Origin of the sequence: Microbacterium sp. Mcb102 (genome assembly GCF_024519805.1) — a bacterium.
Taxonomy (GTDB): domain Bacteria; phylum Actinomycetota; class Actinomycetes; order Actinomycetales; family Microbacteriaceae; genus Microbacterium.
The window spans coordinates 260,114-276,177 of record NZ_JALJRG010000001.1 but is presented as its reverse complement, the minus strand read 5'-3'; the positions used below and the strand labels follow the sequence as shown (position 1 = coordinate 276,177).

The following is a 16,064-nucleotide window of genomic DNA, read 5'->3' as shown; positions in this document are numbered from 1 at the left end:
CAGTCCCCTGGTGTGCAGGAAGAGTCACTCTCCGACGCGCGTGGCGAGCACCGAGACGTCGGACGCCACCTCGCGCCACGCCGACCCCGCATGGGCGAACAGCTGCCCGCCCGCGCCGAGGATGCGAACGCCGGCAGTGGTCCGCGCACCTGCGGCCGAGACGGCGTCGCCCGGAGCGGCCTCCGACGTGCCGGGTCCGCCCACCGTCTGGGTGATGAGCCGGGGGCTGACCGGATCCACCAGCACACCCAGCCGATCCGGCCCCAGCCACACCAGACCGGTCGCCGGCTCGTCGATCTGCACCAGCTGCTTGGCATCTCCGAGTTCCACCGGGAGTCCCGCCGAGTCTCGGACGACGGCGGCCACGACGACCCAGCGCTGCTTGCCGACGGTGACCACCGCTGCCACGCGGCTGCCGTCTCCGGCGACGCGCAGGTCCGAGATCGCTGACGCCGTCGGCCATGCATTCCCGATCGCGTGCGCGGCGATATCGCTCCCCCAGGCCTGCAGGGCCGCCGGGTCTCCTTCAGGAACGGTCCAGGTGTAACCGTATGGATCCAGGGACGGTTCGATGAGCCCCGGTGGCGCATCGAACTCGTTGCGGCTTCCGTCGCCCACCCGGTACAACCGCCCGTCACCGAGCTGGACGGCCGCGATGGAGTCGTCGAGTGCCACATCGATCGATGCGATGGGCTCCGGCATCGCAGCGATCTCGGTACTGATCCCGGCGATCGGGGAGATCTCGTCCCCCACGATGCGACCGAACGCGCCGTTCTGCAGCACGAGCGTGCCGATCTCCGCCGACGGCTCCACGACGTCGACGACCCCGGCGTCGACGCTACGGCCGTCCACGGTGAACTGCACGCGGGTGACGGCGACCCCCGCGGCCCGGAGAGTGGCCTGCAACTGCGTGCGCATGCGAGAGAGCGTGGTCTCGTCGAGCGCGGTCGCCGGACGGGTGAGGGCGACGTCGGCCACCTGCCCGGTGATGAGGACGGCATCCTGGGCAAGCTGCACGTCGGCAGGGAAGGCGTTCTGCACGGCCGGGTCGAGCCAATCGCTGGGAGCACCGCCGATCAGGGCTTGCGTCACCGTCGTCGCCGGACTCTGCCGCCGCGGGAACCACCGCATGTCGGGCACCAGACGCGACCAGGTGAGGTCGAAGTACTGGAGCGGATACCCCTCGAAGACGTTCTCGAACCGCGGCTCATCGATCACGATCCCGTCGAGCGCTTCCGTGATGCGCCATTCGCCGTCCTCCATGCGCTGCAGCGTGAACGGCATGGTGGAGGCTCCGAGCGCTTCCGAATAGGTGTTGGCATCGTCGACGCTGGCGACCAGATCGAGCAGAACCTGGACGTCGGCCGAGTCCGCATCCTCGACGTCCGCGGGAGGAACGGTCGAGGTGATGGTACGCGTGTCCGTTCCGGTGTCGATCGACACCCCCGCCGCCGGCCGCCACGTGCGCTGCAGGTCGGGAGCGAGGAACTCCCGCGCCGTCGCCCAGTTGTCGGACGTCGTGATCCCCGCTTCGAGGAATCCCTCGACGATCTCCTCGGGACCGGCGCCCTTGATCGGTCCGGAGGCCACGGGGAGGAAGTCGACATCCTGCGTGGACTCGCCGAGCTCGAGCCCCACCGAGACCCCACCGCTGGTCGGAAGCCCGGCACAGGCCGAGAGCAGGAGCGCCACGAGGGCCACCGCGCCGCCGCGCAGCGTCCTCGTCCACCTCGTCGGATTCATGATCTGTCACTCTCGTCGAAGAGCTCGGGAGGAGGCTCGGCCAGGGAGATCGGCTGGGTCGCATCCCCGAGTTCGGCGAGGGGCTCCTGCGGTTCGATCGGGACGGGGCTCGGGCCGTCCAGCACGCCCTCGTGACGGGGGATGGTGAGGACGAAGTTCGTGCCGACGCCCAGCTCCGACCAGACGGCGAGCGTACCGCCGTGCAGCGTGGCGTCGCCGAGCGCGATGGACAGCCCCAGTCCGGTCCCTCCGATCGTCCGCTGACGAGAGGGATCAGCGCGCCAGAATCGGTCGAACACCCGTTCCGCGTCGTCCGGCTCCATCCCCATCCCGAAGTCCCGCACGCCCGCTGCCACCGCATGCTGGTTGCTGTCGATCGTGATGACGACCGGGCGCCCCTCACCGTGCTCGATGGCGTTGCCGATCAGGTTGCGCAGCACTCGCCGCACACGCCGCGGGTCCATGTCGACCGGCGAATACCCGCCGGGGGCGACCAGCCTCAGCTCCGTGCCGTGTCCCTCCGCGAGCGGTCGCATCTGATCGATGATGTCCTCCGCCAGATGCGCGAGGCTCGTCGCCTCCAACTCGAGCTGCACCGAGCCCGCATCGTACCGACTGATCTCCAACAGGTCGGAGAGCAGTGTCTCGAACCGCTGCACCTGGGTGTGCAGCAGCTCGGCGGTGCGCGCAGTGGTGGGATCGAACTCCCCGCGCTGGTCGTTGAGCATGTCGGCGGCGAGCCGGATCGTGGTGAGTGGAGTGCGAAGCTCGTGCGAGACATCGGAGACGAACCGCTGCTGCACCATCGACAGCTCGCCGAGCTCCTTGATCTGCGCCTCGATGCTGTCGGCCATCGCATTGAAGGACCGACCGAGCACGGCGAGCTCGTCCTCGCCGTGCACGTCGATACGCACCCCGAGCTCGCCCGCAGCGAGTCGTGCGCTCGTCTCGGCGGCCTGCACGATCGGGGAAGCCACCGCCCGCAGCACGATCCACGAGATCGCGGCGACGATGGCCACGAGCCCGATCCCAGCGATCCACAGTGTGCGCTGGACGAACACGAGGGTCTGATCGGCATCGCCGAGGTCGTAGGCGAAATAGATCTCGAAGGGTCCGGCCTCGGGGACCTGCAACTGCTGCCCCACGACGATGCCGGGGACTGGGGGGCCGTCCTCCACCGGAAGCGCGACCGACTGCCATGCCTGGCGATCGTCGAGCTTGACCACACGTGCGCGCAGGTTCGGGCTCAGCAGGCTCTCGTTCAGCCCGGCCTCGAATCCGTTCAGTCGTGCGGTGTCCGCACCCGTGTCGATCTTGTAGCCCGCGAGCTGATCGGTGCTCGAGGTGCGGGCGAGCGTGTCCTGGATGCCGGCCCAGAGACTCGAGAGCGCCGCGGGATCGTCTCCCACCTCGGCCACGTCGAGGATGCGCTGGGCCTGGTCGACCGCGCGGCGCGCGTCTTCGAGGGCGACCGTCTTGCGCGAGATGAAGAGGTCGTTCTGGATCACGAGCGCCATCGTGACGCAGGTGATGAAGATCGCCAGCGATGTCGCGAGCAGCGTGATCGAGAGGGTGCGGAAGCGCAGCGAGCGTCGCCACAGAGTGCCGAGCATCGTCGGCCAGCCTCGCCAGTCGCGCAGGACAGCGACCGTCGTGGTGGTCGCTGTCGTCGCGGCCATCGTGCTCCTAGCCGACGCTCCCGGCACGGTAGCCGACGCCACGCACCGTCATCACGATCTTCGGGTTGTCCGGGTCGAGCTCGACCTTGGCGCGGAGGCGCTGCACGTGCACGTTCACCAGACGGGTATCGGCCTTGTAGTGGTACCCCCACACCTGCTCCAGGAGCATCTCGCGGGAGAAAACCTGCTGCGGCTTGGAGGCAAGTGCGACCAGCAGCTGGAACTCCAGCGGAGTGAGGGCGATGGGCGCCGTGCCCCGGCGCACCTCATGGGCGTCGACGTCGACGGTGAGGTCGCCCACCCGCAGCTGCTCGCTGGTGGTCTGCGGCGTCGGACGCAGACGAGTGCGGATCCGTGCCACGAGCTCTTTCGGGTTGAAAGGCTTGACCATGTAGTCGTCGGCGCCCACCTCGAGTCCGCGGACGACGTCTGCGGTGTCGCTGCGCGCCGTGAGCATGATGATCGGGACGCCGGATTCCGCGCGTATGCGTGTGCAGATCTCGATCCCATCCATGCCGGGCAGCATGAGGTCGAGCAGCACGAGATCGGGCCGCTGCGAGCGCCACTCGTCGACGGCACGCGCACCGTCCGCGCAGAACACCGGCTCGAAACCCTCGGTGCGCAGCACGATGCCGATCATCTCGGCGAGCGCTGTGTCATCATCGACCACGAGAATGCGTGAGGTCATAACTGTTACCTTATGGCACCGAGTCCCGCCGACCCCAGGTCTGCGCACCACGTGTGCGGTGTGACACGATGGAGCCACCATGGAGGGAGTGCCTTTGAGTGGCCAGATGTGGACGCCCGCGCCGAAGAAGGGGATCATCCCGCTTCATCCGCTGACGTTCGGGATGCTGCTGGGCAGGGCCTTCGCGGCACTGCGACACAACCCGAAGGTGCTGTTCGGCTTCGCCGTCGTGATCCAGCTCGTCGCGACCGTCGTCACGGCGTCGGTGATGGGCGTCGTCTTCTTCACGACCTTCTCGCGCCTCGAGACCGTCTCCCCCTCCTCCCCCGACTTCGAGGCGGTGCTGGCAGGGACCATCGGGATCAACCTCATCGCCGGCCTCGGCGTCGGACTGGCATCGATCGCTTTCACGGCCATGATGCAGGGCGTGGTCGCCGCGGAGATCGGCTACGCCGCCGTCGGGGTCAAGGCCACGCTGCGAATGCTCTGGCGCCGGATGGCGCCGGCTTTCTGGCGTCTCGCCGGTTTCGCGTCGCTTTCCGTGATCGCGCTGTTCGGTGTCCTCGCGATCGCCGTGACCATCATCGCCGCCTTCGTCGCCGGCGGCGCGGGCGGAAGCGTCGAGCTCATCGGGGTCGTCGTCCTCATCATCGTCGTCCTCGGACTCGCTGCGATCCCGCTGTCCGTCTGGCTGACGACGAAGCTGCTGCTGGTGCCGTCGATTCTCGTCCTTGAGCGCGCACGGTTCCGCGACGCCTTCGTACGATCGTGGCGACTCACCCGGGGCCGTTTCTGGGTCGCGTTCGGAGTGACCTTCCTCATCAGCGCCATCATGGGCGTCGCGGCGCAGGTGGTGAGCATCCCGGCCACGTTGCTGAGCAGCCTTCTCGGGTCGGTCATCGCGCCGACGGGCGCTGAGGATCCGAGCGCCATCGTCGGCTTTGTCCTCGCCTTCCTCGCACCCCAGATCCTGCTCCTCGTCATCCAGGCGATCACCCTCGTCGTACAGAGCACCGGGTCGGCACTCGTCTATCTCGACTGCCGGATGCGCTACGAGGGACTCGACCAGACACTCATCGCGTATGTCGAGCACCGAGATCTCGGGAAGACGGAAGATGAGTTGGCCGACCCGTTCATCGTCGATCCCGCGCGAGCCGTCACCTCGGCGCCCCCGCCCCGGCAGGTGCCGGACCACGTTCTGATGGCACAGGGCGCCTACCCGCAGCCATACCCGGGACAGTCGTATCCGCAGCAACCGCAGGCATACGCACCGCAGCCGCAGCCGTACCCCGGACAGTCGTACGGGCAGCAGCCGCACGCGCCGCAGCAGAACGGCGTGACGACGACAGCACCCGCGCCGGTCGCGGACGCACCCGGGGCGTTCCCTCCGCCGCCGCCCCCTGCGGCGAGTGCCGTCACGCCTCGCCCGACGCCCGGCCCCGCTGACGGAGGCTGGGCTGCTCCCGGCAGCGACGACACGGCATGATCTCCCGGTTCGACGACCTGTTCATCCCCGACGGGGATGAGGCACGCCGATGGGCGGAAGACGAGCTCGCCAACCCGCGGTATGCGGATGCGAAGCCCACGTGGTTCGATCTGGTCGCGCGGGACATCGGCCGCTTCCTCGCCGATCTGTTCAGCTCGGAAAACGGGGCGAACATCGGCCCGTCCGCCCTCATCATCGTGACGGTCTTCATCGTGGCGGCTCTCATCGCGGCCCTCGTCATCTGGGGTCGGCCGCGCAGCTCCCGTGCCGTGCGACGTGCACGGGGCGACCTCCTCGGCGAGTCCGATGACCGCACGGCAGCGCAGCTCCGGTCCGATTCCGAGCGCAGTGCCCGTGCCGGCGACTGGAACACGGCGACGATCCTCCGCTACCGCGCGATCGCGCGCAGCCTGCTGGAACGCGATCTGATCGACCCTGCTCCCGGTGCCACCGCGCAGTCGATAGCCCGCGACGCCGCCGCCGTCTTCGCTGACGAGGCCCCGGCCCTGCGCCGCGCGGCCGTGGCGTTCGACGACGTCCGCTACCTCGGCCGCCCGGCGACGGAAGAGATCTATCAGGACCTCGCGGCAACCGACGAGCGTCTCCGCACCCGTCGGCTCGAGGCGGTGCCCGCATGACCGCAACCGAGCAGAGCGGTGTCCCGGCGACGGCCGAGCGCCGACCGCGCAGGACGAAGTCCATCGTCGGCTGGCTGATCCTCGTCGTCCTCGTCGTGCTCGTCGTCTTCGTCGCCATCCGCGTCAGTGCTGCACCGCCGGGCGAACACGGAGCTCTCGATCCCGAAGGGCGTGATGACTCCGGCGCCCTCGCCCTCGCGGAGATCCTGCGTGACCAGGGGGTCGAGGTCGACATCCACCGATCACGGGCGGAGGCACGTGCCGCCGTCGACGGGGGAACCACGCTGGTGATGGCGAACCCGTACACGCTGACCGATGGCGCCCTGGAGACGCTGATGGAACCGGCGGATCGCGTCGTCTTCCTCTCGACAAGCTCGCACCTGATGAGCGCACTGCGCATCGGCGAGAACGCCCCGGGCACACGCGCGGCCGTGACGGCAGGATGCGATGTCCCGGAGTTCGCCGAGGTCGGCACGATCCGGGCCGATCGACTCTTCGCGCCCGCCGCCGAAGTTGAGGGGTGCTTCGGCGATGCCGACGGCGCCGCCGTGCTCATCGACGACCGCGGCGGTGACCGCGTCGCCGTCGTCGAGGGCACCAGGCTCTTCAGCAACGCGTACCTGGCGGAGAACGGCAACGCCGCCCTGGCGCTCGCGCTGCTCGGGCAGACCGAGCGGGTCGTCTGGTATGTCCCGAGCTTCAGTGACTCCGACATCGAGGGCAAGTCGGTCGACACGCTGGGGAGCCTAACACCGCCCTGGGTCACTCCGGCGATCCTCCTGCTGCTGCTCGCCGGGGTCGCCGCGTCGATCTGGCGCGGTCAGCGTTTCGGGCCCCTGGTCGCCGAGACCTTGCCGGTGACGGTGCGCGCGTCCGAGACGATGCACGGTCGTGCACGCCTCACGGCCAGAGCGGCCGACGCCGCGCACGCTGCAGAGGCCCTTCGCGACGGCGCGCAGCGGCGCCTCGCCCGCCGACTGGGCCTGGCCGTGCATGCCGGCGCAGACGAGGTCGCCGACGCCGCGTCCGACCGGCTCCGGATCCCTCGGGGAACACTGCAGACGCTGCTGGCGGGACCTCTTCCCACCGACGACGCCGCCCTGGTCGACCTCGCTCGGCGTCTCGATGAGCTCGAGGCGGCCGTGGAGACCAGCACCCGCCGACCGACCATCCATCCCACAGAAGCCGAGGGAACCACGTGACCGTTGAGAACCACTCCACCGACGACGCCGCGCTTCGTCAGGCCATGCACCGGGTGCGCACCGAGGTCGATAAGGCGGTCATCGGCCAGGCCGGCACCGTCACCGGCCTCCTCGTCTCGCTGCTCGCACGCGGCCATGTGCTCCTGGAAGGAGTGCCCGGCGTCGCCAAGACGTTGGTGGTCCGCTCGTTCGCCCGCGCCCTCGGCCTCGACACGAAACGCGTGCAGTTCACGCCGGACCTGATGCCGGGCGACGTCACGGGTTCCCTCGTGTACGACGCACGCACGGGTGAGTTCGACTTCCGTGCCGGCCCGGTCTTCACGAACATCCTGCTCGCGGACGAGATCAACCGGACGCCGCCGAAGACGCAGGCCGCCCTCCTCGAAGCCATGGAGGAGCGCCAGGTTTCGGCCGACGGCATCAGCCGCTCGCTGCCCGACCCCTTCCTCGTCGCCGCGACGCAGAACCCGATCGAACACGAGGGCACGTACTCACTGCCGGAAGCGCAGTTGGATCGCTTCCTGATGAAGCTCGTCGTCGGTATGCCGGAACGCGATGCCGAGGTGTCGGTGCTCCGCCGGCACGCCGAGGGCTTCTCCCCGCGTGAGCTGACCGGCGTCGAGGCCGTGGTCTCTGCGGACGAGATCCGCGCGGCGCAGCAGGCAGCCGCCTCGGTGGACGTCACCGACGACGTGCTCGGCTACGTCGTCGATCTGGCGCGAGCGACGAGGCAGTCCCCCTCCGTGGAACTCGGTGCCAGCCCGCGTGCGTCGACCGGCCTCCTCGCCGCGGCCAAGGCCTGGGCGTGGTTGAACGCCTCCACCGCGGTGACCCCCGATCATGTGCAGACGATGCTGGTGCCCGTATGGCGGCACCGGCTCCAGCTGCGGCCCGACGCGCAGATGGAGGGCGTCTCCGCGGACGCGGTGCTCACCTCGGTGGTGCAGCAGACCAGGGTACCGATCTAGGTGTTCATCACCGGTCGTCTCGCCGTCGCTCTCGCCGTCGGCATCGTCCCGCTGGTCCTCGCCGGGCTCGCGGGTTACCCGGCGTACGCGGTGCTGGGCGCCTGGATCGGCCTGTGCATCCTGCTGGTGGTCGTGGACGTCTCTCTCGCCGCCAGCGCCCGGTCGGTGACCGTGAGTCGCCGCGTGCCGAAGCGCGCCCGACTCGGCGAACAGGTCCCGGTGAGTGTCGCCGTGCACAACCACGGCACCAGGGCGCTGCACGCGGTGCTCCGCGACGCCTGGCAGCCCACGGCCGGTGCTCCTGCGGAGAGACAGCAGCTGCAGGTCGCCCCGGGCGAGCGAGGCCGCGTCGCCATCCCCCTCACCCCCCGCCGACGCGGCGAACTGGTGAGCGAGTTCGTGATGATCCGCTCCCGCGGGCCCCTCGGCCTCGCCGGTCGGCAGGCACGGCATCCGGTCCGCGGCGCGATCCGGGTGCTTCCCGCCTTCACCTCGCGAAAGCACCTGCCCTCGCGCCTGGCGCGACTGCGCGAGCTGGACGGCAACACGAGCATCCAGGTCCGCGGCCAAGGCACCGAGTTCGACTCGTTGCGGGAGTATGTCCGCGGCGACGACGTGCGTTCGATCGACTGGCGCGCGACCGCCCGCGCCGGCACCACGATGCTGCGCACCTGGCGCCCCGAACGCGACCGGCATGTGGTCATCATCATCGACACCGGTCGCACAGCGGCCGCACGCGTGGGCGACGGCACCCGCGTCGATGCCGCTCTCGAAGCGGCGCTGCTGCTGGCTGCGCTCGCCTCCCGCGCGGGCGACCACGTGCACCTGCTGCTGTACGACCGCGTGGTGCGTGGCCGGGTCACCGGCGTGGACGGCACGGCACTCCTGCCGGCGATGAGCGACACCATGGCGCCCGTACACGCGCGCCTGGTGGACACGGACTGGCACGGTGCCTTCGCCGCCGTGCGCACTCTCACCACGCGGCCTTCTCTGATCGTCGTGCTGACCGCGCAGGACGCGGCAGAATCCGCTCGAGGGTTCCTCGGCGCCTTCCCGAACGCGTCACGTGCGACCACGGTGCTCGTCGGATCGGTCACCGATGACGGCATCGCTGCGCTGGCGCGCGAACGCGGTTCTCGCGAAGAGGTCTATCTCGCTGCCGCGGCGGAGCGGACGCTTCGTGACGCCGAGAACGTCGCGGATGCGATCCGCAGAGCCGGTGGCGAGGCGATCGCCGCTGACCCCGAGGAGCTCCCGCCGCGCATCGCCGACCGTTACCTCGAGTTGAAGGCGGCCGGCCGGCTCTGACCGCTGCCGTCTGCGGGCCTTCCGCAGTCAGCCGGCGATGAGGCGCGGCGTCCCGGCTTCGTACTCGACGAGGTCGCCCGTCTCGCCGCGGCGATGCGCCCGGCCGCCGACGACGAGCATGTAGATGAGGAACACGGCCAGGGCGGCAGCGCCGATGCCGATCTTCACCGGCCACGGCAGCCCCCAACCGGTGACGAAACCCTCGACGAGTCCGGCGAGGAACAGGGCGAACACGAGGCCGAGAGCGACCGTCGCGAGTGAGCGCCCCTCTTCGGCCAGCGCTTCCCCACGGGTACGGTGCCCCGGAGCCACCCAGGCCCAGAACACGTGCAGACCGGCGGCCGCTGCGACGAAGATGCAGGTCATCTCGAGCATGCCGTGCGGAAGGATGTAGAGCACCATCAGATCGGCCTTGTCGTGCGCAGCCATCACCGCGCCCGACGTACCGAGGCCCATGGCGTTCTGCACGAGCATGTACACCGGCCAGATCCCCGTGACGCCGAAGAGCACGCACTGCATGGCGATCCAGGCATTGTTCGTCCAGACCATGCCCATGAACTCGGCAGCGGGGTTCTCGGTGTAGTAACCGGTAAAGCTCTCATCGGCATACTGTTCGAGCTGGTCGGGTGGGCCGAGCGTCGCGATGAGGGCCGGGTCGCTCGCGATCCACGCCGCTGTGCCGACCGCGACGGCGATGAAAGCGAGAGCGATGACCAGTGTCGTCCACCGCAACCGGTACAGGGCGGCCGGAAGCTGCAGACGGAAGAACCGCGCGGTCTGGGTCAGGATGCTGTCGGAGGCTCCGGTGAGGCGCAGCCGGGCGCGGACCAGGATCGTGGAGAGGTAGGCACCCTGCGGAGAGTCGCCGACCGACGTCTTCAGCTCGGCGAGATCTGCAGAGGCGGCGCGGTACCGCACGATCAGTTCGTCCACCCCGGCGCCGTCGAGCCGGGCGCGGCTGAGTTCCTCGAGCCGTTCCCATTCCGCACGGCGAGCATCGGTCAGCGCATCGGCATCCACCTGATTTACTGTACTCATGTCCGTCCCGATCGACGTCTCCGACGAGGTGCTCTCCGGCGAGGCCGTCGCGATCGACGTGCAGCCGGTCGGCTTCCTCCTCCGCGCGCTGGGCGCCGCGATCGACATGCTCCTCGGATATGCGGTGTTCATCCTCTGGCTCTTCCTGCGCATCTGGCTGCTCGATGCCGGGGTGCTCAGCGATGCCACCGACCGCATCGCCACGGTCGCGGCGATCGTCGTGAGCTTCGTGGTGCTGCCCATCACGATGGAGGTCGCCCTGAAGGGCCGCAGCCTCGGCAAGCTCGCCGTCGGAGGGCGGATCGTCCGCGTGGACGGCGGTGCGGCCGGGTTCCGGCACGCGTTCATCCGTGCGCTTCTCGGCGTCCTCGAGATCTACATGACCTTCGGCGGCGTCGCCGTGCTCACCGGCGCCTTCACGGCGCGATCGCAGCGTCTGGGCGACCTGGTCGCCGGCACCTACAGCCAGCGCGTCCGCACGCCCGCACTCCCCTCCCACATCCCAGTGCTGCCCCCTGCCCTCGAAGGCTGGGCGCAGATCGCCGATGTGGCGCGCATGCCCGACCGGCTCGCACGCCGGATCTCGCAGTTCCTCGTGAGCGCGCCGCGGATGGTCCCCGCCGCTCGAGCGCGGGTGGCGCACGACCTGCTCGCCGAGGCCACACCCTTCGTCTCCCCGATGCCTTCCGCGCCGCCGGAACAGGTACTGGTGGGCATCACGGTGCTCCGCCGGGAGCGGGAGCGACGCGCGCTGGAGAACGCCGACCATCGAGCCGAGCGGCTCACCGGCCGGCGCGTCGGCGTCTGATCCGGCTGGCGGGATGCTCAGTCTCGCGATCGCTCAGTAGCGGTAGTGCTCGAGCTTGTACGGTCCGTCCACCGGAACACCGATGTACGCCGCCTGCTCGTCGCTGAGAGTCGTGAGCTGCACTCCCAGTGCGTCGAGGTGGAGGCGTGCGACCTTCTCGTCGAGCGCCTTCGGCAGGACGTACACGCCCGTGGGGTAGGCGGCGATGTTCGTGTAGAGCTCCAGCTGGGCGAGCACCTGGTTGGTGAATGAGGCGCTCATGACGAACGACGGATGCCCCGTGGCGTTGCCGAGGTTCATCAGGCGCCCCTCGCTGAGCACGAGGACGCTGCGTCCGCTCGGCAGACGCCACTCGTGCACCTGCGGCTTGATCTCGACCTTCTCGACGCCCTCGATGGCTTCGAGGCCCGCCATGTCGATCTCGTTGTCGAAGTGGCCGACGTTGGCGACGATCGCAAGGTGCTTCAGCGCCAGAAGGTGCTCGGTCGTGACGACATCGCGGTTGCCGGTGCCGGTCACCACGATGTCGACCTCGCCCGCGACGTCGATCAGGCGCGCCACCTGGAACCCGTCCATCGCCGCCTGCAGCGCGCAGATCGGATCGACCTCACTGACGATCACCCTGGCACCCTGTCCGCGCAGAGCCTCGGCTGCCCCCTTGCCCACATCGCCGTACCCGCACACGAAGGCGACCTTGCCGCCCATGAGCACGTCGGTCGCGCGGTTCAGCCCATCCGGGAGGGAGTGACGGATGCCGTACTTGTTGTCGAACTTGCTCTTGGTCACCGAGTCGTTGACGTTGATGGCCGGGAAGAGCAGCTCCCCGGAGGCGGCGAGCTCATAGAGACGATGCACGCCGGTGGTGGTCTCCTCCGTCACCCCGATGAGCCCGGCCGCGAGCTTCGTCCAGCGATCGGTCGACGACGCGAGCGACCTGCGCAACAGGTCGAGGATGACCGAGTAGTCGTGCGAGTCGGAGTCCGTCGTCGCCGGGACAACGCCCGCCTTTTCGAACTCGACGCCCTTGTGCACGAGGAGCGTGGCGTCGCCGCCGTCGTCGAGGATGAGGTTCGGACCGTCGAATCCCGTCGACGACCAGTCGAAGATGCGGTCGGTGCACGCCCAGTACTCCTCGAGCGTCTCCCCCTTCCAGGCGAAGACCGGCACCCCCGCTGGGGCGTCGACCGAGCCACTCGGGCCGACCACGACGGCGGCAGCCGCCTCATCCTGCGTGGAGAAGATGTTGCAGCTCGCCCACCGCACCTCCGCCCCGAGCGCCACGAGCGTCTCGATGAGCACCGCCGTCTGCACCGTCATGTGCAGCGAGCCGGCGATCCTGGCGCCCTTCAGCGGCTGCGCCGCACCGAACTCCTCCCGGAGGGACATCAATCCCGGCATCTCGTTCTCGGCGAGGCGCAGCTGGTGACGGCCGGCTTCGGCGAGGGACAGGTCGGCGACGCGGTACTCGAGCTCAGGCATCCTCACATTCTTCCACCCGACGCCACCCGCCCGGTGTGTGCGTCAGAAGCGGATCGCGTCGATCACCTTGACCCGCAGCGCGACGAGAGCGGGGATGAAACCCGACACCGCGCCGACGATCACCGAGGCGACGAGTCCGATGAGTGCAGCCCGCATCGGGAACGGCGGCACGTCCTGGATGCCGTAGAACATCGAGGTGACGATCCAGTCCGAGCGCAGCACCGCGACGACGATCGCGATCCCGATCACTCCGGCGACCGTCGTGGCGACGAGACTCTCCAGGAACACGGCGAAGAACACCCGCCCCGAACTGGCGCCGAAAGCACGTCGGACCCCGATCTCACGCACGCGCTGACGCATGGCGACCAGCTGGATGTTGATCAGGCTCAGGGCCCCGAGCGCGAGGATCAGGGCGGCGATTCCGCCCGTGATCATCTCGAACGTGGCCTGCGCATCCATGGCGCCCGATTGAGCCGCCCAGTCGGTGCGGCTCACCGAGACCGTCTGCCCCTCCGGCAGCCCTGCGCGCAGATCCATCGCCAGCACCGGTCCGATCTGGTCAGCCTGCTGAGCGCCCACCCAGACCTCGTACTGGGTCGTCGCATCCGGCGGCAGGGCGTCCACGCGAGAGCGATACGCATCGTAGAGCAGGTCGACCCGCAGCTCCTCGTCGCCGAAGCCCTGCCGAGGAACGATGCCGATCACCTGATAGGTGCCTCCGGCCGGACCATCGAACACGACGGTCGGATGCTGCGTCAGGGGCACGCGTCCCAGACGCTCCCACAGCGCCTCCGTGATGACCACCGGCGGGGCCATGGCCTCCAGATCGGAGTCGAGGAACCAGCGCCCCTCGAGAAGCTGCTCGCGGTGGATCTGCGAATAGGCGGGATCCATGATGCGCGCGGGGACCGGAGTGACGCCCTCCGGCAGCTGCGCATCCAGCATGACCCCCTGCGCGATGCGCGCCGTGTGGCTGAAGCCGAATCGCTCCGAGACCCGGCTGAAGCGGGCGTCGAAGTCATCGGCGTCCACAGGGGTGCCGTCGGCCGTGCTCGCGGCTACGACGATCGTGGCCGCGCGCCCTCCCCAGCGGTCGGACTGCTCCGCCTGGAACTGTCGCTGATACTCCGAGATCGCCACGACTGCCGTGAGTGCTCCGACCGACACGGCGATGCCGATCAGGCTGAGCAGCACCCGGAGCTTGTGGACGCGGATCTCGGCCCACGCGTCGGAGAGCGCGCCGAGGAAGCCGGTCACGACACGACCTCGGATGCGGGCGCCGCTGCCACGGGCGGTGCCGGCGCCACGGTCACGGGCGGTGCCGGAGCGGAGGGCACGGAAGCCGCGAGGGTCGAGGCTTCGAACGCGCGACTGAGGTCCGCGGTCTCCAGGCGTCCGGCATCCAGGCGGTAGTGCCGGCGCGCGCGGGCCGCGACGTGGAGGTCGTGCGTGATGGTGACCAGCGCGGCGTCCGTCTCCGTGGCGACCTCGTCGAGGAGCGACATGACGGATGCGCCGGTGTCGATGTCGAGCGCGCCCGTCGGCTCGTCCGCGAGGATCAACACGGGCCTGCGCACCAGTGCCCTGGCGATCGCGACCCGCTGCTGCTCACCGCCGGAGAGCTTGTCGGCGATCTGCCCGACCCTGTGCCCGAGTCCCACCCGCTCGAGCATGTCCGCGGCGATCTGCCGACGGTTCCAGAACACCTTCCCCTTCGCGTGGCCGAGGGGCATCATCACGTTGTCGAGTGCGGTGCGCCCCGGCAGCAGGTTGAACTGCTGGAAGACGAAGCCGACGTTGTCGCCGCGCAGCCGGTCCAGACGCCCCGACCGCATGCGACGAACCTCCCGTCCCTCGAACGACACCGAGCCCGACGTCGGCGAGTCCAGCATCCCGAGGATGTTGAGCAGCGTCGACTTGCCGGAGCCGGAGCGGCCGACGATCGACACATGGTCACCGGCACCGACCTCGAGCGTGATGCCGCGGAGGATCTCGAGCCGCGAATCGTCTGCCAGGAGGACGCTCTTGGTGACGTCCTCCAGAGCGACCAGACTCACCAGCTCATCCCGCTGTCGCACTGCTCCACGCCCGGCGAGACCTCGTAGCAGAACTCCTCGACCGGGGCGACGAAGCCCGGGACGAACTGACGGATGCTCTCGCCCTCCTCCAGACCCTCGGTGACTTCGACGATCGTCCCGTCGTTCACACCGAGCTTCACCGCGCGCTCCTCGGGTTCTGCCCCGTCGGCCGCATCGACCCACACGTTCCCGGAGCCCGCGCCGCCCTGGACGGCGGTGACCGGGATCACGAGCGCGTCCTCGACCTGGCCGAGGGCCAGGTCCATCGTCGCGGGGAGTCCGGCGAACACGGTCTGACCGGCGGGGATGGCGCAGCGCACGCTCGCGGTGCCCTCTGCCGTCACCTGCACACGGACGCCGGTGCAGGCGAACGGTGCCGGACCACCCGTGATGGTGACCGTGCCCTCGGTCGGCGCGTTGACGAGGCGGTACAGCTGCACAGGGTCGACGGTCGCGAGGAGGTGGTACCGCGCGGGGGTGAGACTGAAGATCTCGGTGCCCACCGAGGTCGGCTGCCCCTTCACGAGCGCGATCTCGGACACGTCGCCGGCCTCGGGCGCGAGCACATCGATGTCCTTGCGGGGATCTTCCTGACGGATGGTGAACAGCTTCTGGCCGGCCGACACCGCGGCGCCCTCACTCACGTGGACGGCGGTGACCGTGCCGTCGATCTCGCTGCGAACCGCGAAGATCTCATCGCGCGCGACGTTGCCGGTCAGGCTCAGCGCGTTCACGACGGATCCGCGCTCCACCGCCACGATCGGGTCGGTGATCGTCGCTTCCGGGCTGACCATGCTTTCGGCCCGGTCAGGGAAGAAAGCGATCTTGACGAGTGCTGCGGCGCACGCGCCGATGACCACGACGAGAAGCAGGGGGAAGATCCAGCGACGCCAGACGATCACGAGTGCCTTTCCGGCAGCGCCGCCCTGGCACGCCTGGAGTCAGCGTA

At 69.4% G+C, this 16,064-nt stretch carries 14 protein-coding genes; 6 read left to right on the top strand and 8 right to left on the bottom strand.

The features are described from left to right. Positions 1 to 24: 24 nt before the first annotated feature. Genes OC372_RS01300 through mtrA form a run of 3 tightly spaced genes read right to left on the bottom strand, consistent with a single transcriptional unit; the run spans position 25 to position 4,110 of the window. Positions 25 to 1,743 carry a GerMN domain-containing protein gene (locus tag OC372_RS01300; protein ID WP_262000712.1) on the bottom strand — a complete coding sequence of 573 codons (1,719 nt, stop codon included), beginning with the start codon at positions 1,741 to 1,743 and terminating at the stop codon, positions 25 to 27. Continuing rightward, positions 1,740 to 3,422, bottom strand: coding sequence for an MtrAB system histidine kinase MtrB (gene mtrB, locus OC372_RS01295; protein WP_262000711.1), 1,683 nt, complete (start codon positions 3,420 to 3,422; stop codon positions 1,740 to 1,742). Before mtrB ends, OC372_RS01300 begins: the two co-directional genes overlap by 4 nt. Positions 3,423 to 3,429: 7 nt before the next feature. Next, the gene (gene mtrA / locus OC372_RS01290) at positions 3,430 to 4,110 is read right to left on the bottom strand and encodes an MtrAB system response regulator MtrA (RefSeq protein WP_029261966.1); all 681 of its coding nucleotides are present in this window, start codon (positions 4,108 to 4,110) and stop codon (positions 3,430 to 3,432) included. A gap of 106 nt (positions 4,111 to 4,216) precedes the next feature. Here mtrA and OC372_RS01285 point away from each other — a divergent pair, with 106 nt between their 5' ends. From OC372_RS01285 to OC372_RS01265, 5 genes are read left to right on the top strand one after another with little or no spacing between them, the layout of a single operon-like run. After that, positions 4,217 to 5,596 carry a hypothetical protein gene (locus OC372_RS01285; protein ID WP_262000710.1) on the top strand — a complete coding sequence of 460 codons (1,380 nt, stop codon included), beginning with the start codon at positions 4,217 to 4,219 and terminating at the stop codon, positions 5,594 to 5,596. Then, positions 5,593 to 6,234 carry a DUF4129 domain-containing protein gene (locus tag OC372_RS01280; RefSeq protein WP_105709671.1) on the top strand — a complete coding sequence of 214 codons (642 nt, stop codon included), beginning with the start codon at positions 5,593 to 5,595 and terminating at the stop codon, positions 6,232 to 6,234. The genes OC372_RS01285 and OC372_RS01280 overlap by 4 nt, the downstream gene beginning before the upstream one ends. Further along, positions 6,231 to 7,436, top strand: coding sequence for a DUF4350 domain-containing protein (locus tag OC372_RS01275; RefSeq protein WP_105709670.1), 1,206 nt, complete (start codon positions 6,231 to 6,233; stop codon positions 7,434 to 7,436). Before OC372_RS01280 ends, OC372_RS01275 begins: the two co-directional genes overlap by 4 nt. 44 nt (positions 7,437 to 7,480) lie before the next feature. Further along, a complete protein-coding gene (locus OC372_RS01270; protein ID WP_262001219.1) occupies positions 7,481 to 8,404 on the top strand; it encodes an AAA family ATPase in 924 nt (307 codons plus the stop codon). Further along, positions 8,405 to 9,712: a DUF58 domain-containing protein gene (locus OC372_RS01265; RefSeq protein ID WP_262000709.1), complete on the top strand. Its 1,308-nt coding sequence runs from the start codon at positions 8,405 to 8,407 to the stop codon at positions 9,710 to 9,712. Between the two features lie 27 nt (positions 9,713 to 9,739). Here OC372_RS01265 and OC372_RS01260 read toward each other — a convergent pair whose 3' ends face one another. Then, entirely contained in the window at positions 9,740 to 10,732 is a 993-nt protein-coding gene (locus tag OC372_RS01260; RefSeq protein WP_105709667.1) for a stage II sporulation protein M, read from the bottom strand. A 16-nt stretch (positions 10,733 to 10,748) separates the two neighbouring features. On the opposite strand from OC372_RS01260, the gene OC372_RS01255 reads away from it, so the two are divergent. Next, positions 10,749 to 11,558 (top strand): RDD family protein, encoded by an 810-nt coding sequence (locus OC372_RS01255; protein WP_262000708.1) that lies wholly within the window; start codon positions 10,749 to 10,751, stop codon positions 11,556 to 11,558. Positions 11,559 to 11,591: 33 nt separating this feature from the next. Here the strand turns inward: OC372_RS01255 and ahcY are convergent, their stop codons facing one another. Genes ahcY through OC372_RS01235 form a run of 4 tightly spaced genes read right to left on the bottom strand, consistent with a single transcriptional unit; the run spans position 11,592 to position 16,017 of the window. Next, positions 11,592 to 13,037: an adenosylhomocysteinase gene (ahcY, locus tag OC372_RS01250; RefSeq protein ID WP_262000707.1), complete on the bottom strand. Its 1,446-nt coding sequence runs from the start codon at positions 13,035 to 13,037 to the stop codon at positions 11,592 to 11,594. A gap of 42 nt (positions 13,038 to 13,079) precedes the next feature. After that, positions 13,080 to 14,294 (bottom strand): ABC transporter permease, encoded by a 1,215-nt coding sequence (locus tag OC372_RS01245; protein WP_262000706.1) that lies wholly within the window; start codon positions 14,292 to 14,294, stop codon positions 13,080 to 13,082. After that, positions 14,291 to 15,094, bottom strand: coding sequence for an ABC transporter ATP-binding protein (locus tag OC372_RS01240; RefSeq protein WP_081859840.1), 804 nt, complete (start codon positions 15,092 to 15,094; stop codon positions 14,291 to 14,293). Before OC372_RS01240 ends, OC372_RS01245 begins: the two co-directional genes overlap by 4 nt. Further along, a complete protein-coding gene (locus tag OC372_RS01235; RefSeq protein WP_029261977.1) occupies positions 15,091 to 16,017 on the bottom strand; it encodes an efflux RND transporter periplasmic adaptor subunit in 927 nt (308 codons plus the stop codon). Before OC372_RS01235 ends, OC372_RS01240 begins: the two co-directional genes overlap by 4 nt. Positions 16,018 to 16,064: the final 47 nt, after the last annotated feature.

What these genes read in the sequence shown, in the direction of transcription:
- OC372_RS01300 (WP_262000712.1), bottom strand. Translation starts at nt 1,743, where the DNA reads ATGAATCCGACGAGGTGGACGAGGACGCTGCGCGGCGGCGCGGTGGCC.
- mtrB (WP_262000711.1), bottom strand. Translation starts at nt 3,422, where the DNA reads ATGGCCGCGACGACAGCGACCACCACGACGGTCGCTGTCCTGCGCGAC.
- mtrA (WP_029261966.1), bottom strand. Translation starts at nt 4,110, where the DNA reads ATGACCTCACGCATTCTCGTGGTCGATGATGACACAGCGCTCGCCGAG.
- OC372_RS01285 (WP_262000710.1), top strand. Translation starts at nt 4,217, where the DNA reads ATGTGGACGCCCGCGCCGAAGAAGGGGATCATCCCGCTTCATCCGCTG.
- OC372_RS01280 (WP_105709671.1), top strand. Translation starts at nt 5,593, where the DNA reads ATGATCTCCCGGTTCGACGACCTGTTCATCCCCGACGGGGATGAGGCA.
- OC372_RS01275 (WP_105709670.1), top strand. Translation starts at nt 6,231, where the DNA reads ATGACCGCAACCGAGCAGAGCGGTGTCCCGGCGACGGCCGAGCGCCGA.
- OC372_RS01270 (WP_262001219.1), top strand. Translation starts at nt 7,481, where the DNA reads ATGCACCGGGTGCGCACCGAGGTCGATAAGGCGGTCATCGGCCAGGCC.
- OC372_RS01255 (WP_262000708.1), top strand. Translation starts at nt 10,749, where the DNA reads ATGTCCGTCCCGATCGACGTCTCCGACGAGGTGCTCTCCGGCGAGGCC.
- ahcY (WP_262000707.1), bottom strand. Translation starts at nt 13,037, where the DNA reads ATGCCTGAGCTCGAGTACCGCGTCGCCGACCTGTCCCTCGCCGAAGCC.